Source organism: Streptomyces sp. NPDC005494 (genome assembly GCF_042872025.1).
Lineage (GTDB): Bacteria > Actinomycetota > Actinomycetes > Streptomycetales > Streptomycetaceae > Streptomyces.
Genome location: NZ_JBIAJR010000001.1, coordinates 1056410 through 1081317, shown reverse-complemented (window position 1 = coordinate 1081317; position 24908 = coordinate 1056410). Strand labels below are relative to the sequence as shown.

General features: G+C 70.7%; 20 protein-coding genes and 1 tRNA gene. 8 read left to right on the top strand and 13 right to left on the bottom strand.

The features are described from left to right. The first annotated feature begins 177 nt into the window (after positions 1 to 177). The 6 genes from ACFYQ6_RS04805 to ACFYQ6_RS04780 all read left to right on the top strand — a co-directional run bounded on the left by ACFYQ6_RS04805 (position 178) and on the right by ACFYQ6_RS04780 (position 8788). Positions 178 to 1500, top strand: a complete 1323-nt coding sequence (locus ACFYQ6_RS04805; RefSeq protein WP_361571731.1) for an extracellular solute-binding protein — start codon at positions 178 to 180, stop codon at positions 1498 to 1500. A 170-nt stretch (positions 1501 to 1670) separates the two neighbouring features. After that, positions 1671 to 2669, top strand: coding sequence for a carbohydrate ABC transporter permease (locus ACFYQ6_RS04800; RefSeq protein WP_388760512.1), 999 nt, complete (start codon positions 1671 to 1673; stop codon positions 2667 to 2669). Positions 2670 to 2684: 15 nt separating this feature from the next. Then, positions 2685 to 3605, top strand: coding sequence for a carbohydrate ABC transporter permease (locus tag ACFYQ6_RS04795; RefSeq protein WP_356734835.1), 921 nt, complete (start codon positions 2685 to 2687; stop codon positions 3603 to 3605). A 171-nt stretch (positions 3606 to 3776) separates the two neighbouring features. Continuing rightward, on the top strand, positions 3777 to 5234 hold the full coding sequence (locus ACFYQ6_RS04790) for a GH1 family beta-glucosidase (protein ID WP_361571729.1): 1458 nt from the start codon (positions 3777 to 3779) through the stop codon (positions 5232 to 5234). A gap of 221 nt (positions 5235 to 5455) precedes the next feature. Next, complete coding sequence (locus ACFYQ6_RS04785) at positions 5456 to 6502, top strand: LacI family DNA-binding transcriptional regulator (protein ID WP_361571726.1); 1047 nt, start codon at positions 5456 to 5458, stop codon at positions 6500 to 6502. A gap of 186 nt (positions 6503 to 6688) precedes the next feature. Continuing rightward, positions 6689 to 8788 carry a TerD family protein gene (locus tag ACFYQ6_RS04780; RefSeq protein WP_361571724.1) on the top strand — a complete coding sequence of 700 codons (2100 nt, stop codon included), beginning with the start codon at positions 6689 to 6691 and terminating at the stop codon, positions 8786 to 8788. Between the two features lie 290 nt (positions 8789 to 9078). Here ACFYQ6_RS04780 and ACFYQ6_RS04775 read toward each other — a convergent pair. The 3 genes from ACFYQ6_RS04775 to ACFYQ6_RS04765 all read right to left on the bottom strand — a co-directional run bounded on the left by ACFYQ6_RS04775 (position 9079) and on the right by ACFYQ6_RS04765 (position 11127). Further along, a tRNA-His gene (locus ACFYQ6_RS04775) sits at positions 9079 to 9151 on the bottom strand. Positions 9152 to 9278: 127 nt separating this feature from the next. Continuing rightward, a complete protein-coding gene (orn, locus tag ACFYQ6_RS04770; protein ID WP_361571721.1) occupies positions 9279 to 9884 on the bottom strand; it encodes an oligoribonuclease in 606 nt (201 codons plus the stop codon). 10 nt (positions 9885 to 9894) lie between these two features. Continuing rightward, positions 9895 to 11127, bottom strand: a complete 1233-nt coding sequence (locus tag ACFYQ6_RS04765) for a helix-turn-helix domain-containing protein (RefSeq protein WP_361571719.1) — start codon at positions 11125 to 11127, stop codon at positions 9895 to 9897. An 829-nt stretch (positions 11128 to 11956) separates the two neighbouring features. Between ACFYQ6_RS04765 and ACFYQ6_RS04760 the strand changes: the two genes are divergently transcribed. Then, complete coding sequence (locus tag ACFYQ6_RS04760; protein ID WP_361571716.1) at positions 11957 to 12478, top strand: universal stress protein; 522 nt, start codon at positions 11957 to 11959, stop codon at positions 12476 to 12478. Positions 12479 to 12551: 73 nt separating this feature from the next. Here ACFYQ6_RS04760 and glmS read toward each other — a convergent pair whose 3' ends face one another. The 9 genes from glmS to ACFYQ6_RS04715 all read right to left on the bottom strand — a co-directional run bounded on the left by glmS (position 12552) and on the right by ACFYQ6_RS04715 (position 23616). Next, on the bottom strand, positions 12552 to 14381 hold the full coding sequence (gene glmS, locus ACFYQ6_RS04755; RefSeq protein WP_356734849.1) for a glutamine--fructose-6-phosphate transaminase (isomerizing): 1830 nt from the start codon (positions 14379 to 14381) through the stop codon (positions 12552 to 12554). A 58-nt stretch (positions 14382 to 14439) separates the two neighbouring features. After that, positions 14440 to 14715, bottom strand: coding sequence for a hypothetical protein (locus ACFYQ6_RS04750; RefSeq protein ID WP_325745847.1), 276 nt, complete (start codon positions 14713 to 14715; stop codon positions 14440 to 14442). Positions 14716 to 15690: 975 nt separating this feature from the next. After that, positions 15691 to 15828 (bottom strand): hypothetical protein, encoded by a 138-nt coding sequence (locus ACFYQ6_RS04745; protein WP_388760504.1) that lies wholly within the window; start codon positions 15826 to 15828, stop codon positions 15691 to 15693. Between the two features lie 68 nt (positions 15829 to 15896). Then, complete coding sequence (locus ACFYQ6_RS04740) at positions 15897 to 16925, bottom strand: ABC transporter substrate-binding protein (RefSeq protein WP_361571708.1); 1029 nt, start codon at positions 16923 to 16925, stop codon at positions 15897 to 15899. A 194-nt stretch (positions 16926 to 17119) separates the two neighbouring features. Next, positions 17120 to 17422: a VapC toxin family PIN domain ribonuclease gene (locus tag ACFYQ6_RS04735; RefSeq protein ID WP_388760501.1), complete on the bottom strand. Its 303-nt coding sequence runs from the start codon at positions 17420 to 17422 to the stop codon at positions 17120 to 17122. A 391-nt stretch (positions 17423 to 17813) separates the two neighbouring features. Continuing rightward, entirely contained in the window at positions 17814 to 18980 is a 1167-nt protein-coding gene (locus tag ACFYQ6_RS04730) for an acyl-CoA dehydrogenase family protein (RefSeq protein ID WP_361571702.1), read from the bottom strand. 7 nt (positions 18981 to 18987) lie between these two features. Then, positions 18988 to 19917, bottom strand: a complete 930-nt coding sequence (locus tag ACFYQ6_RS04725; protein ID WP_361572405.1) for a hydroxymethylglutaryl-CoA lyase — start codon at positions 19915 to 19917, stop codon at positions 18988 to 18990. Positions 19918 to 19934: 17 nt separating this feature from the next. Then, positions 19935 to 21986 carry an acetyl-CoA carboxylase biotin carboxylase subunit gene (locus ACFYQ6_RS04720; protein WP_361571699.1) on the bottom strand — a complete coding sequence of 684 codons (2052 nt, stop codon included), beginning with the start codon at positions 21984 to 21986 and terminating at the stop codon, positions 19935 to 19937. A 13-nt stretch (positions 21987 to 21999) separates the two neighbouring features. Then, positions 22000 to 23616, bottom strand: a complete 1617-nt coding sequence (locus ACFYQ6_RS04715; RefSeq protein WP_361571696.1) for a carboxyl transferase domain-containing protein — start codon at positions 23614 to 23616, stop codon at positions 22000 to 22002. 144 nt (positions 23617 to 23760) lie between these two features. Here ACFYQ6_RS04715 and ACFYQ6_RS04710 point away from each other — a divergent pair, with 144 nt between their 5' ends. Further along, the gene (locus ACFYQ6_RS04710; protein WP_361571694.1) at positions 23761 to 24375 is read left to right on the top strand and encodes a TetR/AcrR family transcriptional regulator; all 615 of its coding nucleotides are present in this window, start codon (positions 23761 to 23763) and stop codon (positions 24373 to 24375) included. Positions 24376 to 24407: 32 nt separating this feature from the next. On the opposite strand, the gene ACFYQ6_RS04705 is transcribed toward ACFYQ6_RS04710, so the two are convergent. Next, positions 24408 to 24902 (bottom strand): MarR family transcriptional regulator, encoded by a 495-nt coding sequence (locus tag ACFYQ6_RS04705; protein ID WP_361571691.1) that lies wholly within the window; start codon positions 24900 to 24902, stop codon positions 24408 to 24410. Positions 24903 to 24908 lie beyond the last annotated feature (6 nt).

Sequence of the window (24908 nt, the reverse complement as noted above, 5' to 3'; positions counted from 1 at the left end):
TGAGGCAGCAATCTTCCGGCAACAGCGCATGGGAGCGCTCCCATATCGGACGAGGTTTTTTCGCTCGTACGGGGACGGCACGGCCCATGTCTTCTCCGTACGACCGGCATCCGCACCCACAGCGCGTCTGCCGAGCACATCGAACGCCAGTCCCACCCTGGAACAAGGAGTAGTGGAATGCGCATCACCCGCACCGTCGCAGGTCGAAGCCGCAGAACCGCCGTCATAGCCACCACGGGCCTCACGGCCGCCGCCCTGCTGCTGACCGGCTGCAGCGACTCGGGATCGGACTCCGAGGGGTCCGACGCGAACGGGAACATCACCCTGACCGTGGCCGACTTCGGACAGTTCGGCTACAAGGAGGCGGGGCTCTTCGAGAAGTACCACGAGCTCCACCCGAACATCACGGTCAAGGAAAACGTCACGGCCGACGAGAAGGTCTACTACCCCAAGTTCCTCCAGCAGCTCAACACGGGCAGCGGCCTGGCCGACGTGCAGGGCATCGAGGTCGGCCGTGTGAAGGAGCTCGTCGACACCAAGGCGGACGCCTTCGCCGACCTCTCCAAGGTCATCGACACCGACCAGTGGGTGAACTGGAAGGCGCTGCAGGCGACCACCGACGAGGGCAAGGTCATCGGCGCCGGCACCGACATCGGCCCGATGTCGATCTGTTACCGCCGCGACCTCTTCGAGCAGGCCGGGCTGCCGAGCGACCGCACCGAGGTCGCCGCGAAGCTCGCCGGCGGCTGGGAGGACTACCTCGCGCTCGGTGAGGAGTACAAGAAGAAGGCTCCCAAGGGCACCTTCTTCATGGACTCCGCCAGTGCCATGTACAACGGCGTCGTGAGCTCCGACTCGGAGCAGTACTACGCCAAGGACGGCAAGCCGATGTACAAGGAGAGCGCCGGCGTCAAGGCGGGCTGGAAGCTCGCCTCCGAGGCGGTCGACAAGAAGCTGACCCAGGGCCTCGCCCAGTTCAGCCCGCCGTGGCAGGCCGCCCTGCGCAAGGGCACCATGGCCACCGTCGCGTGCCCCGCGTGGATGGCAGCGCAGATCGCCACCTACTCCGGTGACCAGTTCAAGGGCAAGTGGGACATCGCCCGTACCCCGGGTGACACCGCGGCCAACTGGGGCGGTTCGTTCCTCTCCGTGCCCGCCAAGGGCAAGCACGTCAAGGAGGCCGGTGAGCTCGTCAAGTGGCTGACCGCCCCCGAGCAGCAGGCCGCCGTCTTCAAGGCCGCCGGTCTCTTCCCGTCGAACAAGGGCGCGTACGAGCTCCCCGACGTGAAGAGCGCCAAGCTGGAGTACTTCAACAACGCCCCGATCGGTGAGATCTACGCCGAAGAGGCGCAGGTCATCCCCGCGGCCGTGCTCGGCCCGAAGGACGGCGTCATGAAGGACACCATCGGCACGCAGATCAACAACATGGAGCAGCGCGGCACCAAGCCGGACGACGCCTGGAAGGCGGCGACCGAGGCCATCGACAAGGTGATCGGCTGATCCTCGCCGGTGCGGGCGGCCGGGACGCCTTCCACGCGTCCCGGCCGGCCCGCACCGGTGCCGGTTCCCCTACCGGCACCGCGCACCTTCTCCGACACCTCCGCCGGACCTGACCAGAGGTCCGGCATGCCCCTGCGGTGTCGGCACACCCCAGGGAAGGACTCCCACCTGTGGCAACCACCACCCCCACCAGGGACGTACAGGGCTCGCGGCCCAGCCGTCGCGCCCCGAAGCCCATGTCCCCCGGCCGCCAGGCGTGGCGCAGCCGGCTCTGGCGCTTCGACGACAAGGCGTCGCCGTACGCCTACATCGCGCCCTTCTTCCTCGTGTTCGGGGCCTTCGGGCTCTACCCACTGATCTACACCGGCTGGATAGCCCTCCACCGGGTGGAGATGACCGGCCTCGACCAGATGGAATGGGTCGGCTTCGAGAATTTCAGCAACATCCTCCAGGACGGCGAGTTCTGGACCGCGGTCAGCAACACCTTCGTCATCGGCGTCATCTCGACCGTCCCGCAGCTGATGATCGCGCTGGGCCTCGCCCACCTGCTGAACTACAAACTGCGGGCCAGCACCTTCTGGCGCACCGTGATCCTCACGCCGTACGCCACCTCGGTCGCCTCCGCGGCCCTCGTCTTCGCCCTGGTGTTCCGGGCCGACGGCGGCCTGCTGAACTGGGTTCTCGGTTTCTTCGGCATCGGTGAGACGAACTGGGCCAACGGTCACTGGTCCTCCAACATCGCCATCGCGGTCATCGTGATCTGGCGCTGGACGGGCTACAACACGCTGATCTACCTGGCCGCGATGCAGGCGGTCCCGTCCGACCTCTACGAAGCGGCCTCGCTCGACGGCGCCTCACGCTGGCAGCAGTTCCGCAACGTGACGATCCCCGCGCTCCGGCCGACGATCCTCTTCACGATCGTCATCTCGACCATCGGATCGATGCAGCTCTTCGGTGAGCCACTCCTGCTCGAGGGCGGCCAGATCGGAGCCCAGGGCGGCACCGAGCACCAGTACGAGACCCTCAGCATCTATCTCTACAACTACGGCTGGAACCTCGGGCACCTCGGTCCGGCCGCCGCAGTCGCCTGGGCCATGCTCGTCCTGCTGCTGCTCATTGCCGCGATCAACTGGCTCGTCGGGCGCTTCGTGCGCAAGACCGCGGCCTGACGGGGAGCGATACCCATGACCACCACCAGCACCGTCACCGCTCCGGACCACCGCCGCGTCTCCAAGGCCGTCCGTGACGAGCCTCCGCGTCGCCGCCGCTTCAAGCCGGGGGCCGGCCGCCAGCACCACGCGGGCCCCTTCGCCTACTTCGCGCTCGCCGTCGTCGGCCTCGGCTCGCTGTTCCCGCTGTACTGGACGCTCGTCGCCGCCTCCCGCACCCAGGACGAGGTGCTCGACACCTCGCCGCCGCTCATCCCGGGCGGCAACTTGTTCAACAACCTCGAGGCGGCCTGGGAACAGGCCAACCTCGGCAAGGCCATCCTGAACACGGTCATCGTGTCCGCGAGCATCACCCTGGCCACCCTGTTCTTCTGCACCCTGGCCGGATACGCCTTCGCCAAGATGCGCTTCAAGGGCCGTGGCGCACTGATGACCGCGGTCATCGCCACGCTGACCATCCCCCCGCAGCTCAGCGTCGTGCCACTCTTCATGATGATGTCGGACATCGGCTGGGGCGGTCAGCTGGAGTCGGTGATCTTCCCGACCCTCGTCAGCGCGTTCGGTGTGTTCTTCATGCGCCAGTACCTCCTGGAGGCGCTGCCGTACGAGCTCATCGAGGCGGGCAGGATGGACGGCGCGAACAACCTCCGCATCGTGTGGAGCATCGTGCTGCCGGTCGCCCGCCCCGCCATGATGGTGCTCGGCATGCTCACCTTCGTCCAGTCCTGGAACGACTTCTTCTGGCCCTACCTCGCACTGAACCAGCAGAACCCCACGCTCCAGGTGGCCCTCGGCCAGCTGAGCGCGTCCTACGTGCCGGACCAGAGCATCGTCATGGCGGGCGCGCTGATCAGCACCCTGCCGCTGCTCGTCGTCTTCGTGATCTTCGGCAAGCAGATCGTCGGGGGCATCATGTCCGGCGCCGTCAAGGGCTGACCCCGCCCGCCCCGGCGTCGCCGTTCCTCCCGGTCCGACCCCGGGCCCGCCGTTCCGTCCTGGTCCGGCCCCCGGCCGTCCCGTACGGCCTGTACCTGACCGCAGGCCGTACGGGGCCGGGGCCCCCGCACTTCCTGTCCCTGTCCCTCCACCTCATGGGAGCGCTCCCGCATGACTGCCGTACGACCCGACACCACCCCGAAGCAGGCGCCTGAGGCACAGTTCCCCACGGGCTTCATCTGGGGTGCGGCGACCGCCTCCTACCAGGTCGAGGGCGCCGCCGCCGAGGACGGCCGCACGCCGTCCATCTGGGACACCTTCAGCCGTACCCCCGGCAAGGTCCGCAACGGTGACACCGGCGACATCGCCGCCGACCACTACCACCGCTACCGTGACGACGTCGCGCTCATGAAGCGGCTCGGGCTGAAGGCCTACCGCTTCTCCGTCTCCTGGTCCCGGGTCCAGCCCACCGGCCGCGGCCCCGCCGTCGAGCGCGGTCTGGACTTCTACCGCAAGCTCGTCGACGAACTGCTCGACGCCGGCATCATGCCCGTCGCCACCCTCTACCACTGGGACCTGCCCCAGGAGCTCGAGGACGCGGGCGGCTGGCCCGAGCGCGTGACCGCCGACCGCTTCGCCGACTACGCCGCGATCGTCTCCGGCGCACTCGGCGACCGTGTCGGCATGTGGACCACCCTCAACGAGCCGTGGTGCTCGGCCTACCTCGGTTACGGCTCGGGCGTGCACGCCCCCGGCCGCACCGAGCCCGCAGCGGCGCTGCAGGCGGCCCATCACCTCAACCTCGCCCATGGCCGGGCGATCGAGGTTCTGCGCGCCCAACTCCCCGCTGCTGCGCAGACCTCGGTCACCCTCAATCTCCACCAGGTCCGCCCGCTCACCGACAGCGTGGCCGACGCGGACGCCGCGCGCCGCATCGACGCCGTCGGCAACCGGGTCTTCACCGGCCCCATGCTGCGCGGGGAGTACCCCGAGGACCTGATCACGGACACCTCGCACCTGGTGGACTGGTCCAAACTCGTCAAGGACGGCGACCTCGCCACCATTTCCCGTCCCGTCGACGCGCTCGGCATCAACTACTACACGCCCACCCTGGTCTCCAGCCCGGTCGAGGGCGCCGTCTACGCGCGCAGCGACGCCCACGGCGCCAGCTCCCACTCCCCGTGGCCGGGCTCCGAGCACGTCGCCTTCCACCTCGCCGAGGGGAAGGAACGCACCGCCATGGACTGGTCGATCGACCCCAACGGGCTCTACAACCTGCTCATGGACGTCAGCCGCGACCACCCCGGTCTGCCCCTGATGGTCACGGAGAACGGCGCGGCCTTCGACGACTACGTCTCGCCCGAGGGCAAGGTCGAGGACCCGGAGCGGATCGCCTATCTGCACGGCCACCTCGACGCCGTGCAGCGGGCCGTGGCCGACGGCGCGGACGTCCGGGGCTACTTCCTGTGGTCTCTGATGGACAACTTCGAGTGGGCGTACGGCTATTCGAAGCGCTTCGGCGCGGTCTACGTCGACTACGCCTCCCAGCGCCGCATCCCCAAGGCGAGCGCCCACTGGTACTCCGACGTGATCCGCCGCCACGCCCTGCCGCCGGTCGGCACCGTCTGACCCTGACCAGCCTCGACAGCGGGACCCGGCACGGAGCCGGGTCCCGCTTTTCTGCGTCCTCTTACGTAATCGTCATACTCACCCCGTAGGCTTGGGAGCGCTCCCAAGAGATGTGGCGCTGCGGAGGGACCGCTCGGTCCGAGTAAGTGTCAAGGGATCGGACAGCGGGACTTGGTTTGGCCAGGGCGCTGTGAGAAATTGACCGCGAACGGGAGGCAGCCATGGCGGCAGCGCGAGTACGGAGTGGCGGGCGGCCCACGCTCGAAGAGGTAGCGGCCAGGGCCGGAGTGGGGCGGGGCACGGCCTCCCGCGTCATCAACGGCTCGCCCCGGGTGAGCGCACAGACCAGGGAGGCCGTCGAGGCGGCCGTCGCCGAACTGGGATACGTGCCCAACCGCGCGGCCCGCGCGCTGGCGGGCAACCGCACGGACGCCATCGCCCTCGTCGTGCCCGAGTCCGAGACCCGGTTCTTCGCCGAACCGTACTTCTCCGACATCGTCCGGGGTGTCGGAGCCGCTCTGGCCGACACCGAGATGCAGCTGCTGCTGACCCTCGCGGGCAACGACCGCGAGCGCCGCCGGCTGGCGCAGTACCTCACCGCTCACCGGGTCGACGGGGTGCTCCTGGTCTCCGTCCACGCCGACGATCCGCTCCCCGATCTCCTGGAACAGCTGGGCATGCCCTCCGTGATCAGCGGTCGCAGGCATGCGGCGGAGACCCTGGCCTCCGTCGACTCCGACAACTTCGAGGGCGCCCGGGCGGCCGTCGACCACTTCATATCGCGAGGCCGCCGCAGCATCGCGACGATCACCGGCCGCCTGGACGTCTACGGCGCGCAGCGCCGCCTCGACGGGTACCGCAAGGCCGTCGCCGCGGCCGGCCTCGACCCCGACGAGCGGCTGATCGCCCCGGCCGACTTCAGCGAGGAGGGCGGCGCCCGCGCCATGCGCGAGCTGCTGGAGCGCCGTCCCGACGTGGACGCGGTGTTCGCCGCATCCGACGTCATGGCCGCCGGAGCCCGCCAGGTGCTGCGCGAGTCGGGCCGCCGCATCCCGGACGACGTCGCCCTCATCGGCTTCGACGACTCGGCCGTGGCCCGCCACATGGACCCGCCCCTGACGAGCGTGCGCCAGCCGATCGAGGAGATGGGCCGCACCATGACCCGCGTCCTGCTCCAGGAGATCGCGAACCACTCGTCCGGCGACGACGCGCAGGAGCGCCCGAGGATCGTGCTGCCGACGGAGCTGGTCGTACGGGAGTCGTCCTGACGCGGGTGTACGGAGAGGGTGGCGGGGCGTACACGTAGTGAGCATTTTTTTCACAACTCCTCCATGACCTCACAGCTCGGCCGCTACAGTTCCCGACGTCCGGCGAACGTGTGACGCACCACACAACGTCACGTAACGACCTGCCGCGCGTGTGCGTTCCGGCCCGGCAGCGCAGTTGGGGGCCGCATGCAGGAGATGGTCAAGGGCGCGAACATCGGCCTGTCCGCGCTGAGCGACGACGTCGGGTCCGTGGTGATGAGCCTGGGCTGGAGCAGCCCGACCGGGGAGGGCGACGCGGACGTCTCCGTGCTCCTTCTCGACGCGGACGGCAAGGTGCGCAGCGACGCCGACTTCTGTTTCTACAACAACCCGGTCGCGGGCAACGGCAGCGTCCAGCTGCTCGGGAAGACCCCCACGGCCGACGGTGACGAGGACCGCATCAGCTTCGACCTCGACGCCGTACCGCCGGAGGTCGAACAGATCGTCGTGGCGGCGAGCCGCTACGGCGGATCCTGCTTCGGGGATCTGGACGACCTCCGGCTGCGGCTCGCGGACAGCTCCGGCGACAGCCTGGTCCAGTTCTCCATCGAGGACGCGGGTGCCGTCAGCGCCTTCATCTTCGGAGAGCTCTACCGGCGGACCGGCGAGTGGAAGTTCCGGGCCGTGGGCCAGGGTTACGCGTCCGGGCTGGCCGGGCTGGCCACGGACTTCGGCGTCGACATCGAGGACGACGCCGAGGAGGAAGGCGCGGAAACGGCCACCGGGGACGAAGGCGCGGAGACGGCCGCCGAGGCAGCCGCTCAGGTGCCCGTCGCTCAGGTGCCTGCCGCGCAGGCGCCGGGACGGCCGGGCCCGGCGCCGGAGGCGGCCATCCCCTCGCCCCGCGCGCCGGTGACGCTGCCCCTGGGCCCTGCGCCCGCCGAGGCGGCGAGGTCCGGACCGAAGCCCCGGTCCCGGCCGCGCACGGCCCGGAAGAAGGTCACGCTCCCCAGGACCGCGAGGAAGTCGCTCGCCGACAACGACTCCTGGCGCACGGCCAGGCTCTTCCCTCTCTCCGCACTCAAGAACGACCGCGAGCGCGAGACCCGGGCCACCTCGGTCCTGCTGTCGGTGATGACCCAGGTGCCGGAGTTCGGCCGCCGCCTCACCGCCGGATTCGGCGCGCCCGCGGGACGGATGGAGACCTTCACGGAGGTCTCCCTGCCGCACGGCGACACCCCTCGGCGCCCCGACGGGGTCATCCGCGTCGAGCGGGCGGGCAAACTGTGGACGGCGCTGGTCGAGACGAAGACGAACGGCAACGCCCTCAAGCCGGACCAGGTGCAGGCGTACATGGACATCGCCGCCAGGCGGGGCTACGAGGCTGTCATCACCCTGTCCAACGACGTGGCGCTCGAAGGCAGCCCCCTCGTGGACGTCCGCGTCGACGGCAGGCGCAAGCACAAAGTGGCGCTCTGGCACCTCTCCTGGGCCGAGGTGGCCCATCAGGCGCAGATGCTGATCCGCCACGAGGGGGTGGGCAACGCCGCGCACGCCTGGCTGCTCCAGGAGCTGCTGCACTACCTCCAGCACGAGCACTCGGGCTGTCACGGCTTCCAGAACATGGGGGCCGCCTGGGTGCCCGTACGCAGAGGGATCGACGACGAGACCCTCTGCCCGGGCGACCCGCGCGCCACGGAGGTCATCGAGAGCTGGGAGAGGCTCGTCCGACAGGTGTGCCTGCGCCTCGGGGGTGAGATCGGCCAGAAGGTGCTGCCCGTCCAGCGCGCCCGGCGAGGGTCCGACCCCGGCGCCCGCCGTGCCGCTCTCGCCGGCCGGCTGTGCTCCCAGGGGCGGCTCGACGCAGAGCTCCGCATGGAGGGGACCCCGGGAATCCTGGCCATCGCCGCGGACCTGCGTACGGGCAAGCTGCGTACGTCGATCGAGGTGCCGGCGCCCGACCAGGGCTATCCGCTGAGCCGGGCGAAGCGGCTGATCCGCCAACTCGCGGCCGCACCGGCCGACCTGCACATCGAGACGCTCGTCGAGGGGGACGGAGCCGGGCCGCGGGGGACGCTGGAGCGGCTGCGCCCCGAGCCCGCGGACCTCCTCCCGAAGGACGGGGCGGAGATCACCGGCTTCCGCCTCTCGCTGTTCAAGGGCATGGGCAACGGGCGCGGCAACGCGGAGTCGGGCTTCATCCGCAGTGTCGACGAGGCGGTGGACCGCTTCCACGCCCAGGTCATCGCCCAGCTGGAAGCGCGGGGAGCCCGCCGTGCTCCGGGCGGGGCCGAGGCCGGCCGCTGACACAGGCTCCGGTCCGGGCCGGGGGAGGAGGGAGGCCCTGCCGCGTCGGGGGATAGCGCGGCAGGGCCTGTACGGTCCTCTGCCCGGCGATCGGTGGTCCATGCGGCACGGATCGGTGTGACGGCCGACACGCTCGGCTCAGGCGGGCTCAGGCGGGCTCAGGCGGGCTCAGGCGGGCTCAGGCGGGCTCGGACGGGCTCGGACGGGGGCCGCGGGAAGGTCCGGGCGCGCGCGCGAGGGCATGAAGAAGGCCCGGTCCGTGTGTCCCGGACCGGGCCTTGATCATTCAGGGTGAGTAACGGGACTTGAACCCGCGACATCCTGGACCACAACCAGGTGCTCTACCAGCTGAGCTATACCCACCATGCTGCCCGGTCGCTTTTCTGACCGGCCGAGAAAAAGTGTACAGGGTCCTGGAGGGTGCTCGCGCCCGACTTCTCCGGGACCGGGTCACAGGCCCTCGCGGGCCCGTGACCAGCGCGTCTCGTGGCTACTGTCCGGCCGCCGGCGTGTGGCGTGCCGCGATCTCCTTGGCACGGGCCGAGTCCGGGCCGGGCTGGGGCACGAAGACCGCGTCACGGTAGTAACGCAGCTCCGTGATGGAGTCGCGGATGTCGGCCAGCGCCCGGTGGTTGCCGTTCTTCTCCGGACTGTTGAAGTACGCCCTCGGGTACCAGCGGCGCGCCAGTTCCTTGACCGAGGACACATCGACGATCCGGTAGTGGAGGTAGCCCTCCAGTGACGGCATGTCCCGCGCCAGGAAGCCGCGGTCGGTACCGACCGAGTTTCCGCAGAGCGGGGCCTTGCCCGGCTCCTTCACGTGCTCGCGGATGTAGTCCAGGACACGCTCCTCCGCGTCGGCCAGGGTCGTGCCCCCGGCCAGCTCGTCGAGGAGGCCCGAGGCGGTGTGCATCTGCCGCACCACCTCGGGCATCGTCTCCAGGGCCGCGTCCGGTGGGCGGATCACGATGTCCACCCCTTCACCGAGCACGTTCAGTTCCGAGTCGGTGACCAGGGCGGCCACCTCGATGAGTGCGTCGTCCGTCAGCGAGAGCCCGGTCATCTCGCAGTCGATCCACACCATGCGGTCGTTCATGAGCCCCACCCTACGGGGCACTCCGCTGTCCCGGCAGGGCCGGGCGCCCGGTGATGTACGCCTCCGGACCCGGTCCCAGGCGCTCCGGAAGGCCCCCCGGAGGCGCCGCCGCGGTGACCGGGGACGGACCGGACGTGGCCGCCGCGACGGCCCGCCGGTTCGCCGCCGTGCCCTGGACGGGCACGGACGCCTCCAGCACCGCGCCGACGCCCTCCAGTCCTCCGCCCTGCGGGCGGCGGGCCCGGTAGGCGGCCCGGTACGCCGCGGGGGAGGACCCCAGCTGGCGGCGGAAGTGCCCGCGCAGCGCGACCGGTGAGCGGAAGCCGCAGCGGCCCGCGACCTCGTCCACGGAGTAGTCGGAGGTCTCCAGCAGCCGCTGGGCCTGGAGTACGCGCTGGGTGATGAGCCACTGGAGCGGAGCGCTGCCGGTGAGCGAACGGAACCTGCGGTCGAAGGTCCGCCTGCTCATGTAGGCGCGCGCCGCCAGCGTCTCCACGTCGAACTGCTCGTGGAGGTGCTCCAGCGCCCAGGCCACGACCTCGGCGAGCGGGTCGGAGCCGATCTCCTCGGGTAAAGACCTGTCGAGGTAGCGCTCCTGGCCGCCACTGCGACGCGGCGGCACGACGAGCCGGCGGGCCAGGGCCCCGGCCGCCTCGGTGCCGTGGTCGGTGCGGACTATGTGGAGGCACAGATCGATTCCGGCCGCGGTCCCGGCCGAGGTGAGCACGTCGCCGTCGTCGACGAACAGCTCACGCGGATCGACGTGCACCGACGGGTAGCGCTTGGCCAGCGTCGGTGCGTACATCCAGTGGGTGGTGGCCGGCCGGCCGTCCAGCAGGCCGGCTGCCGCGAGGACGAAGGCCCCCGTGCACAGTCCGACGATGCGGGCGCCCTCGTCGTGGGCGCGGCGCAGCGCGTCCAGGGCCTCGGCGGGCGGCGGGGAGGTGATGGACCGCCAGGCGGGCACCACGACGGTGCCGGCCCTGCTGATCGCCTCCAGGCCGTACGGCGCGCTGAGTTCGAGCCCGCCCGTGGTGCGCAGCGGTCCCTCCTCACCTCCGCACACCAGCAGCCGGTAGCGCGGAACTCCCGCGTCCTGCCGGTCGATTCCGAAAACTGAGAGCGGAATGGAGCTCTCGAAGATAGGGCCCCCACTGAACAGCAGTACGGCTACGACTTCCCGGCGTCGCCGCCCGGTCAGTTTCCGTGCGGCCTCCGTTGCGGTGGCGGAGTCCTGGTTCATGACGCTAAGCCCCCCTCGGTGTTCGCGTCTTCCTGGTCCCTACGGGCCTGTCGCTCCTGCACGTTTCCCCTTGGTCTCGCACACGTCCCCAGTCCTCGACTCAAGATCGAATCTACTGCGTTCCGTGGTGCCGCCGTGACACGTTCCCCCACCGGCGCTATGTCGACAAGGCAACGTGGCGCGAAGCGTTCGATCACGAAGCGTTCCACTCGCGAGCCCCGCAGGGAAGTGCGCCTCGCGATCATGGCCCGTCCCCATAGGGTCAAAGCGTACCGCGCGGTCTATTCCTGCCTGCTGGCACGTGGGTTGGGCTGCTGTTTGGCCAAGACCGGGGGGTGGGGGAGAAGTTGGCTGAAAACCGATGGTCGCGTGCGCGTATTCAAGTCATGCGACCGGCGTACGACCCCATTCCTCATGAGCTTCTGTGCGCCCCTTTCGCCCCTGGAGGCTGTCCGGCCTCAGGGGATGAACGATGCGCGATCGGTCGATGGCGGGGGGTGACCGCCGTGGTGCGGGAGGGGGCGAGTGGCGTATTCGGCCGTCTTGCGGGGTGCCCCCGTGATCCGGCGGCCGGCCGGGCCGCAGGAACCGGCAGGATCCCGCGCGCGGAGCTGGATGTAGGACGCAACCGGCATTGCCATACGGAGCGGTCTCCGGCATGCTCCCTCCATCGCCGCGCGCGCCGTGCGAAGGCTGGGCAGTGAAGGAGTGGCGCCGTACCCTTGGGGGTAAAGGGTTGGGAAGATGTTTCCCGGACACAGCTTCACCGCTCGCAGGTACACCTCCAAACCGCTCCCTCCTCACGAGGACTCTCTTCGCCGAGACACCGATGGCCGGTCACGAAATCCCTGAACCCGCAGACCGCAAGCAGGTAGCCGACCCCGGGTCGGTACCGCAGCCGGTCGTAGAGTCGCGCCCGTCCTGCGATCCCGCCTTCCGGCACGGCGTCGTGGTCGGCTTCGACGGCTCCATGTCCAGCGAGCGAGCCCTCGCGTACGCCATCGGCATGGCGAACCGGCACAGCTCCGGGCTGATCATCGTCCACGTGGCCAACCGCCTGCCGACCACGGTCTGGGCGGGTTGTGAGCCCCCCGTCTTCGTCGACGTCCCCGATCACCGCACCGAGGTCCTCGGCCTGGAGCTGGCCTGCGCGGACTACCTCTCCGAGGTGCCCTGGGTGCTCGTGGAGCGCGGCGGGGACATCTGCCACGAGCTGGAGGAGGTCGGCCGCGAGTACTCGGCCGACGCGATCGTCGTCGGTTCCACGCACGGCATCGTGGGCCGGATCTTCGGGTCCGTCGCCGGCCGCCTGGCGCGCCGGGCACAGCGGCCCGTCATCGTCATCCCCTGAGACCACGAAAGGCCCCTGACGAGGCGTCAGGGGCCTTCCGCGTGCCCGCTCCGGGCGGAGCGGCGGGCGTCGGCTACTCGACGGTGACGGACTTCGCCAGGTTGCGCGGCTTGTCGATGTCACGGCCCATGGCCAGCGCCGTGTGGTAGGCGAGCAGCTGGAGCGGGATGCCCATCAGGATCGGGTCCAGCTCGTTCTCGTTCTTCGGGACGACGATCGTGTGGTCGGCCTTCTCCTGCTCACGGTGGGCGACGGCCAGGATGCGGCCGCTGCGGGCCTTGATCTCCTCCAGCGCCGCACGGTTCTTCTCCAGCAGGTCGTCGTCCGGGACGATGGCGACCGTGGGGAGCGCCGGCTCGATGAGCGCGAGCGGGCCGTGCTTGAGCTCCGAGGCGGGGTAGGCCTCGGCGTGGATGTAGGAGATCTCCTTGAGCTTGAGGGAGGCCTCCAGTGCGACGGGGTAGCCCCGGACGCGGCCGATGAACATCATCGACTGCGCGCCCGCGTACTCCTCCGCCAGCTTCTTGATCTCCTCCTCCGACTCGAGGATCTGGCCGATCTGCTCCGGCAGCTTGCGCAGGCCCTCGATGATCCGCTTGCCGTCGGCGACCGACAGGTCGCGGATGCGGCCCAGGTGCAGGGCGAGCAGCGCGAAGGCCACGACGGTGTTGGTGAAGCACTTGGTGGAGACCACGCAGACCTCGGGGCCCGCGTGGACGTACATGCCTCCGTCGGCCTCGCGGGCGATCGCCGAGCCGACCACGTTCACGACGCCCAGGACCCGCGCGCCCTTGCGCTTGAGCTCCTGCACGGCGGCGAGGACGTCGTAGGTCTCACCGGACTGCGAGACGGCCACGTAGAGGGTGTCTGGGTCCACGACCGGGTTGCGGTAGCGGAACTCGGAGGCCGGCTCTGCGTCCGCGGGGATGCGGGCCAGCTCCTCGATGAGGCCGGCGCCGATCAGGCCCGCGTGGTACGAGGTGCCGCAGCCCAGGATCTTGATCCGGCGGACCCCGCGGGCCTCGCGGGCGTCCAGGTTCAGGCCGCCCAGGTGCACGGTGGAGAAGCGGTCGTCGATGCGTCCGCGCAGCACGCGGTCCACGGCGTCGGCCTGCTCGGAGATCTCCTTGTGCATGTAGGTGTCGTGGCCGCCCATGTCGTACGACTCGGCCTCCCACTCCACGGTGGTCGGCGTGGCCGTCGTGGTCGAGCCCTCCGTGGTGTACGTACGGAAGTCGTCGGCCTTGAGGGTGGCCATCTCGCCGTCGTCCAGGGTGACGATCTGGCGGGTGTGCGCGACCAGGGCGGCCACGTCGGAGGCGACGAACATCTCCTTCTCGCCGATGCCGAGCACGACCGGGGAGCCGTTGCGGGCGACGACGATGCGGTCGTTGAAGTCGGCGTGCAGGACGGCGATGCCGTACGTGCCCTCGACCAGCTTCAGCGCCTCACGGACCTTCTCCTCCAGCGTGGCGGCCTGCGCCCGGGCGATCAGGTGGACGAGCACCTCGGTGTCGGTCTCCGAGAGGAACTCGATGCCGTCGGCGACCAGCTTCGCGCGGAGCTCGGAGGCGTTGTCGATGATGCCGTTGTGGACCACGGCGACCTTGTTCTCCGCGTCCAGGTGCGGGTGGGCGTTCTCGTCGCTCGGGGCGCCGTGGGTGGCCCAGCGGGTGTGGGCGATCCCGGTGGTGCCGGCGAAGCGCTTGGGTACGCGGGCCTCCAGGTCGCGGACCCGCCCCTTGGCCTTGACCGTCTTCAGGGTGCCGGGCTTGCCCGCCGCGGCCTTGCCCGTGATGACGATTCCCGCGGAGTCGTAGCCCCGGTACTCCAGCCGCTGCAGGCCTTCCAGCAGCAGCGGAGCCACGTCACGCTTCCCGATGTAACCGACGATTCCGCACATGCTTCTTCTGCCCCTCCATCGACGTACAAAAGTTCGGTGCCCGGCCCGCCCGTGCGGTTCAGCCGTAGACGATGCGTCGCAGCTGGCGGAGCGAGAGCTCCTGCGGTGCCACCGCGCGGTGCGGCAGCTCGGCCGCGATCCGCTCGAAGATCTCCGCGTTCACCAGGCCGCCCGCCTGCAGTTCGCGGTGGCGGCGCCGGACGAAGTCCTCGGTCGTCTCGTCGAAGTACGCCAGCACGTCGAGGATCACCCTGGCGGCCTCACCGCGCTGGAGCGCGGTGGAGCGTACGAGGTGGTCGATGAGGTCGTCATGCGTAGGGCGGCGTTCGAGCACTCGTCGATATTGCGTGGAGCGGGCCTGGTTCGCAAGAAATCTGCCCGAAATCGGGCAGAAATCTCATGGAGTGAAGTGCTTATGCCGGAGATGTCGCATAGGTTCTCATCCAGGCACGCCGAGAAGGCGGGGCCGGACACCGGAGGCGGCCGGCTTGTTCCACCGCTGTCGGCGGTGGACGGGTGTCAGCCGGTGGCCGAGCCCCGCGCCCGCCGTGAAGGTGGCGCGATCACGCCGCGCGGCCGACCGGTCCGGCCGGATTCCGGCCGCCGCCCCGGGCTCGGACGCGCGGCGCTCGTCGACCCCGGCGCCGAGCCCGCCGTTGCTGGCGAAAGAGCGGGAGGTGACCCTCGGTCACGCCTGACCCGGTGGCTCGGAAACCGGCCACGGCGGCTTGTGCGGCCGTGGTCGGTTCCTCGGCCGGTCCGTACGCGGTTCCGGCCAGGGCGGGGGGAAGATCTCCGCCAGGTACACCGACAGGATCTCGGCCGACAGGCCCAGGGTGGGGCGCGGACCGACGAAGGATTCCGGCGCCTCCAGGGGAAGGTCCGGGCCGTGCCGGTGGCGGGTGATCGCCCCCGCGTCGACCTGACGGTGGTCCAGTGCGAAGCGGCGGGCGCCGAAGCGGCTGCTCGGCCGACCCGTGGTCGCCCCACACGCTGTAGCGGCCGTGGCTGTGCGGGGCCGGGGTCGGCGGGCGCTCGCGGGGGAGCCCGGCCGGAGCCGCGGACCGGCGGGCGGCCGGCGGGCCACTCCGGCGCGGCGCCCGTCCCCAGGGCGAGGCGGCGGGCGGGGAGGGGGGCTTCGCCGCTGTGCGGACCGTGCGGAGGCCGTCACCCTCGTCGTACGTAACCGACTGTACGGTTTGGTTGAATCGGATACAGCTTGGTTCGGCCGCCGCCCACAGGGCGGTCGTCGTACGCGGTGCGCGGCGGGTGGAAGCCGGCTACGCGGACGCTGCCGTCGCCTCCTGCCTCAGCTCGTCCCGCTCATTCCCCGTCGCCAGTAACCGAAGGTGACCCGCTGCATGGAGGGGCTGAGCCGACGGGCCCGCAGGACCGTCAGGCCGCAGAACCGGAAGGGGGCGACGGTGGGCGCGGCAGCGGTCCTCATGCGAGGGCTCCTCCCAGGAGCTGACGGAGGAGGCCCGGCCGGGAGCGGATCCCGGCCGGGCCCGGAGGTCAGCTGACCTTCTTCGCCTTCTCGATGGCCTCGGCGAGGGCGTCGAGGATCGGCGCGCACTTGTCGTAGGAGTAGATGGGCTCCGTCGTACGCGGGATGACCTGGCCGGCCTTGACCGCGGGCAGCTGGGCCCACGTCGGCTTGGACGTCAGGGCGTCCGGCTGCAGGGCCGAGGAACGGTTGTCCATCATGATGATGTCGGCACCGTACTTGTCGACGTTCTCCCAGCTCAGCTCCTCGAAGAAGCCGGCCTCGTTGACCTTCGGCTCGACGAACTGCACACCGAGCTCCTGGAAGTACAGGGTGTCGGCGGACGTCTTGGCGAGGGAGACGTAGAACAGGTCCTGGCTGGCCGAACCCACCAGCACCTTGATGTTCGGCTGGGACTTGGCGGCGGCGCGCAGCCGGGCGGCGGCCTTCTCGAACGCGGCCTTGGCGTCGGTGACCTTCTTCGCCTTGACGTCGGCGCCGAGGGAGGCCGCGAGGTCCTCGTGGCGCTGGATCGCCTTGGGGACCGTGGTCTGCGCGGCCCACAGGGCGACGCTCGGGGCCAGCTTCAGGATCTTGTCCTTGGACTGGTCCGGCACGTACCAGAGGGCGTCCTTCTCCCACATGGCGGTGACGAGGAGCTCCGGCGCGAGGCCGGTGTACTTCTCGACGTTGAACTCGCCCCAGACGTTGCCGAGCACCTCGACCTTGCTGATGTCCAGGTCGCCCGCCTGCACGTCGGGCTTGCCGTCAGCGGTCTTCGTCGGGCCGAAGACGCCCTTGACCTCGATGCCGTAGTCGTGGAGCGCGGCGGCGACGCCGATGAACGCGACGATGTTCTTCGGCACGGACTGCGCCTCGGCCGTCTGGCCACGGTCGTCCTTGAAGGACCAGGGGCCGGATTTCTCCGAGGCCTTACCCGAGTCGGAGGTGTTCTCGTCGCCGTCACCGCAGGCTGCGAGGACGGCGCCGAGGCCTACGGCGCCACCGGCGGCCAGCAGGCCGCGGCGGGAGAGTGGGCTGGTCCGGAGGTTGGCCATGAGTGGGTCTGCTTTCGTACGCGCCGCAGGGCGCCCGTCGGTGATCTGAAGGAAGGCTAGCCTAACCTCACATGTCGCCACCGGACAGGGCAAGGGAAGCGACCGTTCCGTTACTCGCGCAGAGGAAAGCCGCCGTCCCCGAGGAAAGCCGCCGTCCCCCGGCCGGGGGAGGCGGCTGTCGCGAAGGCCCGAGCTCAGCCGGTGAGCGGCCGCAGGCGCAGCATGTCGATGTCCGGGCACACCTTCGCGATCGCGCTGAAGTCGTCGTCCACGTGCAGCCCGGTGAGCCGGTGCTGCCGGGCTGTGAGAGCGATGAGGATGTCGATGGGCGAGGGGCCCCTGTGGTGGCCGATCCGCACGAGCTCTCGCTGCACTTCGATGATCCTCGGCCAGGGGTCTTCGAGGGCGGGAACCCATCCGAAAGTCTGGCCGAGCATGGTGAAGAACGGCTCGTGGTCCCGGTCCGCCCGCAGGGTCGGCATGAGTTCGGACTCCACGGGCGGGCAGAGTGACACGAGGCCTCGGGCGACGCGCCTCGGCCACGGCTCTTCCACATGGCGCCGGAGCAGTCGCCAGACGGCCGATGTGCCGGCGAGACAGCTCACAGACCTGACCGCTCCCGTTCTTCCAGGACGCCGAAGTCCAGGAACTGGTGCGCGTTGTCCTGCAGCCAGCGCAGGGCCCGGACCCGGTCGTCCGTACTGACCGCGGCAGCTATCGTCAGTGCTCGGTTGACCGTCTCCGCTTGGTCGAGGTGCCGAGCTGCTGCTGGGCCAAGGCCAGCATCCGGTCGTCCACATCCACGCGGGTCTTCGCCATGGCGGACCTCCCAGGGCCGAGGGATATATACACCTGATGTGGAGTAGATATCCCTCGGCCCTCGGAGTCTCAGGCGTCCATCCCCAGCTCCCGGGCGATGAGCATCCGCTGCACCTCGCTCGTGCCCTCGCCGATCTCCAGGATCTTGGAGTCGCGCCACATGCGGGCCACCGGGTACTCGTTCATGAAGCCGTACCCGCCGTGGATCTGCGTCGCGTCCCGGGCGTTGTCCACCGCCACCGTGGAGGAGTACAGCTTCGCGATCGCCGCCTCCTTCTTGAACGGCTCGCCCGCGACGAGCCGGGAGGCCGCGTCCCGCCAGCCGATCCGGGCCATGTGCGCCCGCGTCTCCATGTCGGCGATCTTGAACTGGATGGCCTGGTTGGCGCCGATCGGCTTCCCGAAGGCGTGCCGCTCCTTCGCGTACTTCAGCGACTCGTCCACACAGCCCTGCGCCAGGCCCGTCGACAGCGCCGAGATCGCGATCCTGCCCTCGTCCAGGATCCGCAGGAACTGCGCGTATCCGCGCCCCTCCTCGCCCAGCAGGTTGGCCGCCGGGACGCGGACGTCGGAGAAGGACAGCTCCCGGGTGTCGGAGGCGTTCCAGCCGACCTTGGAGTACGGGGCGGCGACCGTGAAGCCGGGGGTGCCGGACGGGACGATGATCGCGGAGATGCGCGGGGCGCCGTTCTCCTTGCGGCCGGTCACCGCCGTGACCGTGACCAGCTCCGTGATGTCCGTACCGGAGTTGGTGATGAAGCACTTGGAGCCGTTGATCACCCACTCGTCCGTCGCCTCGTCCAGCACCGCGGTCGTCCGTGTGCCGCCCGCGTCCGAGCCGCCGTCGGGCTCCGTCAGCCCGAACGCGCCGAGCGCCTCGCCCGAGCAGAGCCTCGGCAGCCACCGCTGCTTCTGCTCCTCGGTCCCGAACCGGTGGACCGGCATGGCGCCGAGCGAGACGCCGGCCTCCAGGGTGATCGCCACGGAGGAGTCGACCCGGGCCAGCTCCTCCAGGGCGATCCCGAGGGCGAGGTAGTCGCCGCCCATGCCGCCGTACTCCTCGGGGAAGGGCAGGCCGAACAGGCCCATCCGTCCCATCTCGCGCACGATCTCGTAGGGGAACTCGTGGCGTTCGTAGAAGTCGCCGATCTTCGGGGCGATCACGTCGTGGGCGAACTCCTCGACGGTACGCCGCAGTTCCTCGTGCTCGGCGGTCAGCCGGTGGTCAAGGGACATGGGTGCTTCACTCCTCGTGGGACAGCGCGCGGACGGTACGGGACGGGCTCGGGCGGCCCAGTTGTTCGGCCATCCACACGCTCGTGGCGGTGAGTGCGCCGAGATCGACCCCGGTGTCGACACCGAGGCCGTCGAGCATCCACACGAGATCCTCGGTGGCGAGATTTCCGGTCGCGCTCTTCGCGTACGGGCAGCCGCCGAGGCCGCCCGCGGAGGCGTCCACCGTCGTCACCCCGTGCTGGAGCGCGGCCAGGGTGTTGGAGAGCGCCTGGCCGTATGTGTCGTGGAAGTGCACCCCGATGGTGCCGGTGGGCACGCCCGCCTCGTTCAGCCCGGAGAGCAGCTCCCGCACATGGCCGGGGGTGGCCACGCCGATCGTGTCGCCGAGGGACAGCTCGTCGCAGCCGAGGTCCATCAGCGCCTTCGCGACCCGGACGACCTGGGCGACGGGCACGGCCCCCTCCCACGGGTCGCCGAAGCACATCGACAGGTAGCCCCGCACGTGCACCCCGGCCGCCCTGGCCCTGGCCACGACGGGCTCGAACATCGCGAGCGACTCGTCGACCGTGCGGTTGAGGTTGCGGGCGGCGAACGTCTCGGTCGCCGAACCGAACACGGCGATCCGGCGGGCGCCGAGCGCGAGCGCCCGGTCCAGGCCCCGCTCGTTCGGTACGAGGACGGGCAGCGCCACCTCACCGGCGTCCGCGACGTCCGAGACGAGCGGGAACAGCTGCTCCGCGTCGGCCAGTTGGGGCACCCACTTCGGATGCACGAAGCTGGTGGCCTCGATCGTGGACAGCCCGGCCCCGGCGAGCCGGCGGATGAACTCCGCCTTCACCTCGGTCGGTACGACGGACTTCTCGTTCTGCAGACCGTCGCGCGCGCCGACCTCGTGGATACGGACCCGGGCCGGCAGATCTGCCGCGGGCACCCTCATGGGCAGTCCGATGCCGGTCACGACTCCTCCTCGGGGGTCACCACGGCCAGGATCTGGTCCATCGCGACCGTGGCGCCGGCGGTGACGTCCAGCCCGGTGACGGTGCCGGCGTGCGGGGCGGAGATGACGTGCTCCATCTTCATCGCCTCGACGACCAGCAGGCTCTGGCCGGCCACGACCTGGTCCCCGACCGCCACCTTCACCACCGTGACGGTCCCCGGCATGGGCGCGGCCAGGGTGTCCACGCCCGAGCGGGCCGCGCCGCTGAGCGAGGCCTCCACCGGGTCGTGGTCCTGTACGTGCCAGCTGTCTCCGTCCCTGCCGAGCCAGATCCCCTCGGACGAGGACGCCCTGCTGAACGCGTGGGTCATGCCGTCGAGTTCGACGACGACGCGCTGCCCGGACACCTCGACGAGCCTGGAGCTCTCCGAGCCGGGCAGCGAGGGCAGGGGGCCGCACGCGTCGGCATGCTCCTCGCGGTCCCCGGCGTGGCCGAACGTCAGGGCCGCCGTGCCCTCCGCGCCCGTACGCAGCCCCACGCGCACCGGGTCGTGGCCCGGCACCCGGAAGTGGTGGAAGGTTTCGGCAGGTGTTCCGCCCAGCCGCCAGCCGCTGGGCACCGAGAACGGATCCACCCATCCGGTGGCGGCCGGCCGGGGCGGTGGCTGCCGCAGCAGGGCCGCGGCGGCGTACACCTCCTGGGGCACTCCGTCCGGAACCAGGCTGTCCGCGTCCCGCTCCACGAGCCCGGTGTCCAGCTCGCCCGCCGTCACCGCGGGGTGGGCCAGCAGCCGCCGGAGGAAGCCCGCGTTCGTCGGGACGCCCAGCACCACCGTGTCCGCGAGCGCCGCCCGCAGACGGCGCAGCGCCGTGGCCCGGTCGGGGCCGTACGCGATGACCTTCGAGAGCATCGGGTCGTACGTGCTGCCGACCGGGACGCCCTCGCTGAGGCCCGAGTCCGTGCGCACGCCGCCGCCCTGCGGTTCGTGGAGCGCGAGCACGGTGCCGCCGGACGGCAGGAAACCGCGCGCCGGATCCTCCGCGCAGACCCGCGCCTCGACGGCGTGCCCGGTGAGGGTGATGTCGGCCTGTGCGTACGGCAGGCGGGCGCCGGAGGCCACCCGGAGCTGCCACTCCACCAGGTCGAGCCCGGTGATCAGCTCGGTGACGGGGTGCTCGACCTGGAGACGGGTGTTCATCTCCATGAAGTAGTACGAGGAAGGGTCGTTGCCCGGGACGATGAACTCGACCGTCCCCGCCCCCACATAGCCGCAGGACCGGGCCGCCTGCACGGCCGCCTCGCCCATCGCGGCCCGCGTCCGCTCGTCGAGCAGGACCGAGGGGGCCTCCTCGATGATCTTCTGGTGGCGGCGCTGGAGCGAGCACTCGCGCTCGCCGAGGTGGATCACATTGCCGTGCGCGTCGGCCAGGACCTGGATCTCGATGTGGCGCGGCCGGTCGATCCACCGCTCCACGAGCAACGTGTCGTCACCGAACGAGGCACGCGCCTCACGCCGGGCCGCCGCGATCTCGTCGGCGAGCAGCGCCTCCTCGCGCACCAGCCGCATGCCCTTGCCGCCGCCGCCCGCCGACGGCTTCAGCAGGACCGGCATCCCGATCTCCCGGGCCGCCGCCTCCAGTCGCGCGTCGGTGAGCCCGCTCCCCGAGGAGCCGGGCACCACAGGCACGCCGGCCGCCGCGACGGTCTCCTTGGCACGGATCTTGTCGCCCATCAGCGAGATCGCCGCGGCGGGCGGGCCGATGAAGACCAGGCCCGCCTCCGCGCACGCCTGGGCGAAGCCCGCGTTCTCGGCGAGGAAGCCGTATCCCGGATGGACGGCCTCGGCGCCCGTGCGGCGGGCGGCGTCCAGCAGCCGCTCCACCGACAGATAGCTCTCCGCGGCGGGCGCGGGCCCGATCCGTACCGCGGTGTCCGCCTCCCGGACGTGCCGGGCGTCCGCGTCGGCGTCGCTGAAGACGGCGACCGACCGCACGCCGAGCTCGCGCAGCGTCCGGATGACCCGGACGGCGATCTCGCCGCGGTTGGCGACCAGAACAGTGCTGAACATGGAAGTCCTCACATCACATCCGGAAGACGCCGAAGCTGGGCTCGCCCAGCGGGGCGTTGGCACACGCGGTCAGGGCGAGCCCCAGCACCTGGCGGGTCTCCGTCGGGTCGATCACGCCGTCGTCCCAGAGCCGGGCGGTGGCGTAGTAGGCGCTGCCCTGCTGCTCGTACTGTGCGCGGACCGGGTCCTTGAAGGCCTCTTCCTCCTCGGCGGGCCACTCCTCGCCGCGCCCCTCGATCTGGTCGCGCTTGACGGTGGCCAGCACCGAGGCGGCCTGCTCGCCGCCCATGACGGAGATCTTGGCGTTCGGCCACATCCACAGGAACCGCGGGCCGTACGCCCGGCCGCACATGGAGTAGTTCCCCGCGCCGTACGATCCGCCGACCACGACCGTCAGCTTCGGGACCCTCGTGCACGCCACGGCCGTCACCATCTTGGCGCCGTGCTTGGCGATGCCCCCGGCCTCGTAGTCCCGGCCGACCATGAAGCCGGAGATGTTCTGGAGGAACACCAGCGGGATGCCGCGCTGGTCGCACAGCTCGATGAAGTGCGCGCCCTTCTGGGCGGACTCGGAGAACAGGATCCCGTTGTTGGCGACGATACCGACGGGGTGGCCGTGGATCCGCGCGAAGCCGGTGATCAGCGTCTGGCCGTACTCCGCCTTGAACTCCGCGAAGCGCGAGCCGTCCACCACCCGGGCGATGACCTCCCGCACGTCGTAGGGCGTACGCGAGTCGACGGGCACCGCGCCGTACAGTCCGGCCGGATCGGCCTTCGGCTCCTCGACGGGCTCCACGGACCAGGGCAGCGGGGCCCGGTCCGGGAGCGTGGCGACGATGTTCCGCACGATCCGCAGCGCGTGCGCGTCGTCCTCGGCGAGATGGTCGGTGACCCCGGACGTGCGCGAGTGCACCTCGCCGCCGCCCAGCTCCTCGGCCGTCACGACCTCACCCGTGGCGGCCTTCACCAGGGGCGGGCCGCCCAGGAAGATCGTGCCCTGGTTCCGGACGATCACGGCCTCGTCGCTCATGGCCGGGACGTACGCCCCGCCGGCCGTGCAGGAGCCGAGGACCGCAGCGATCTGGGGGATCCCCGCACCGGACATCCGGGCCTGGTTGTAGAAGATCCGCCCGAAATGGTCCCGGTCGGGGAACACCTCGTCCTGCATCGGGAGGAAGGCGCCACCCGAGTCCACGAGATACAGGCACGGCAGCCTGTTCTCCAGGGCCACCTCCTGGGCGCGCAGGTGCTTCTTCACCGTCATCGGGTAGTACGTGCCGCCCTTGACGGTCGCGTCGTTGGCGACGATCACGCACTCCCGGCCGCTGACCCGCCCGATTCCGGCGATCACCCCGGCCGCCGGTGCCGCGCCCCCGTACAGCCCCTCGGCCGCGAGAGGTGCGAGCTCCAGGAAGGGCGAGCCGGGATCGAGCAGGGCGTCCACGCGTTCGCGGGGCAGCAGCTTCCCTCGCGCCACGTGCCGGGCGCGGGCCTTCTCACCCCCGCCGAGCCGTGCCGTGGCGAGCCGCTTGCGCAGCTCGTCGGCGAGCGCGTGATGCGCCGCCTCGTTGGCCTGCCAGGCCTCCGAGGCGGGATCGGCCGCGCTCACCAGGACCGGTGCCTGCTGCATCCTGTCGAGCCCCCTTGCCCGTACCGCGGTGGTGGGATGAGAGTCGGGCCGGCCGCCCCCGCGTGTGCCGACCGGCCTTAACGAGCGTTAACGCATGTCGCTCAGGTTAACGAGCGCTAACCCGCCTGTCTAGAATGAATCCTCATGAGCACCCATGCCGCCGCCCGTGTCGCGGCCCCCACCCGCCGCGAGCAGATCCTGAGGGAGGCCGCCCGCCTCTTCGCCGAGCGCGGCTTCCACGGTGTGGGGGTCGACGAGATAGGGGCGGCGGTCGGCATCAGCGGCCCCGGCCTCTACCGTCACTTCCCCGGCAAGGACGCGATGCTCGCCGAGCTGCTCGTCGGCATCAGCGAGCGCCTGCTGGCCGGCGGCAGGCTGCGCGTCACCGAGGACGACGCCGCCGGCGGTCATTCCCCCGAGGCGCTCCTCGACGCCCTCATCGAGGGTCACATCGACTTCGCGCTGGACGACCGTCCCCTGATCACCCTCCACGACCGCGAGCTGGACCGCCTGCGCGACACCGACCGCAAGCGCGTACGCCAGCTCCAGCGGCAGTACGTCGAGGTCTGGGTCGAGGTCGTGCGCGCCCTCTATCCGTCCCTCGCGGAGAGCGAGGCCCGGGTCACCGTCCACGCGGTGTTCGGCCTGCTGAACTCCACCCCCCACCTGACCCGCCCCGAAGCCCTCCCGGACCGTGCCGCCACGGCGGCGCTGCTCCACCGGCTGGCGCGCGGGGCGTTCGCCGCGGCGGCCGCGTAGGCCCCGGGGCCGGTGGCCGCCGTCCGCGCCGCTCAGCTGCCGCCCTCGGTACCGCCCCTGATCTCCTCCAGTGATTCCTGCATGGCCGCCCGGGCGCGGGTGAACCAGTCGGTCAGCACGGCGATCTCCTCCGGCCCGTAGTCGGCGAACAGCGTGCCCAGGCGGTCGTAGAACGGGCCGTACACCGCCAGGACGCGTGCCTGGGCCGACTCCTCCATCACCACGTGCACCCGGCGCCTGTCGCCTTCGACGGGCCGGCGCCGGGCGTAGCCCGCCTTCTCCAGTCGATTGAGCACACCGGTCACCGCACCGGTGGTCAGCCGCGCCCGCTCGGCGAGATCGCCCGCGGTGAGCGCGCCGCCCGCCAGTGCTGCCTCCATCACGAAGCCGAGGCAGGTCAGGTCGGTGGTGTTCAGGCCGAGCCGCCCGGCGATGTCGTGCTGCCCGAACTGCGCGAGCGCGATCATCCGGTCCATCGCCTGCAGCGCCTGGCCGGCCGTCGCCTCCGGACGCTTCTTGCCGTCCACCCGAAA

What these genes read in the sequence shown, in the direction of transcription:
- ACFYQ6_RS04805 (WP_361571731.1), top strand. Translation starts at nt 178, where the DNA reads ATGCGCATCACCCGCACCGTCGCAGGTCGAAGCCGCAGAACCGCCGTC.
- ACFYQ6_RS04795 (WP_356734835.1), top strand. Translation starts at nt 2,685, where the DNA reads ATGACCACCACCAGCACCGTCACCGCTCCGGACCACCGCCGCGTCTCC.
- ACFYQ6_RS04790 (WP_361571729.1), top strand. Translation starts at nt 3,777, where the DNA reads ATGACTGCCGTACGACCCGACACCACCCCGAAGCAGGCGCCTGAGGCA.
- ACFYQ6_RS04785 (WP_361571726.1), top strand. Translation starts at nt 5,456, where the DNA reads ATGGCGGCAGCGCGAGTACGGAGTGGCGGGCGGCCCACGCTCGAAGAG.
- ACFYQ6_RS04780 (WP_361571724.1), top strand. Translation starts at nt 6,689, where the DNA reads ATGCAGGAGATGGTCAAGGGCGCGAACATCGGCCTGTCCGCGCTGAGC.
- orn (WP_361571721.1), bottom strand. Translation starts at nt 9,884, where the DNA reads ATGAACGACCGCATGGTGTGGATCGACTGCGAGATGACCGGGCTCTCG.
- ACFYQ6_RS04765 (WP_361571719.1), bottom strand. Translation starts at nt 11,127, where the DNA reads ATGAACCAGGACTCCGCCACCGCAACGGAGGCCGCACGGAAACTGACC.
- ACFYQ6_RS04760 (WP_361571716.1), top strand. Translation starts at nt 11,957, where the DNA reads ATGGCCGGTCACGAAATCCCTGAACCCGCAGACCGCAAGCAGGTAGCC.
- glmS (WP_356734849.1), bottom strand. Translation starts at nt 14,381, where the DNA reads ATGTGCGGAATCGTCGGTTACATCGGGAAGCGTGACGTGGCTCCGCTG.
- ACFYQ6_RS04745 (WP_388760504.1), bottom strand. Translation starts at nt 15,828, where the DNA reads ATGAGGACCGCTGCCGCGCCCACCGTCGCCCCCTTCCGGTTCTGCGGC.
- ACFYQ6_RS04740 (WP_361571708.1), bottom strand. Translation starts at nt 16,925, where the DNA reads ATGGCCAACCTCCGGACCAGCCCACTCTCCCGCCGCGGCCTGCTGGCC.
- ACFYQ6_RS04730 (WP_361571702.1), bottom strand. Translation starts at nt 18,980, where the DNA reads ATGTCCCTTGACCACCGGCTGACCGCCGAGCACGAGGAACTGCGGCGT.
- ACFYQ6_RS04725 (WP_361572405.1), bottom strand. Translation starts at nt 19,917, where the DNA reads ATGAGGGTGCCCGCGGCAGATCTGCCGGCCCGGGTCCGTATCCACGAG.
- ACFYQ6_RS04720 (WP_361571699.1), bottom strand. Translation starts at nt 21,986, where the DNA reads ATGTTCAGCACTGTTCTGGTCGCCAACCGCGGCGAGATCGCCGTCCGG.
- ACFYQ6_RS04715 (WP_361571696.1), bottom strand. Translation starts at nt 23,616, where the DNA reads ATGCAGCAGGCACCGGTCCTGGTGAGCGCGGCCGATCCCGCCTCGGAG.
- ACFYQ6_RS04710 (WP_361571694.1), top strand. Translation starts at nt 23,761, where the DNA reads ATGAGCACCCATGCCGCCGCCCGTGTCGCGGCCCCCACCCGCCGCGAG.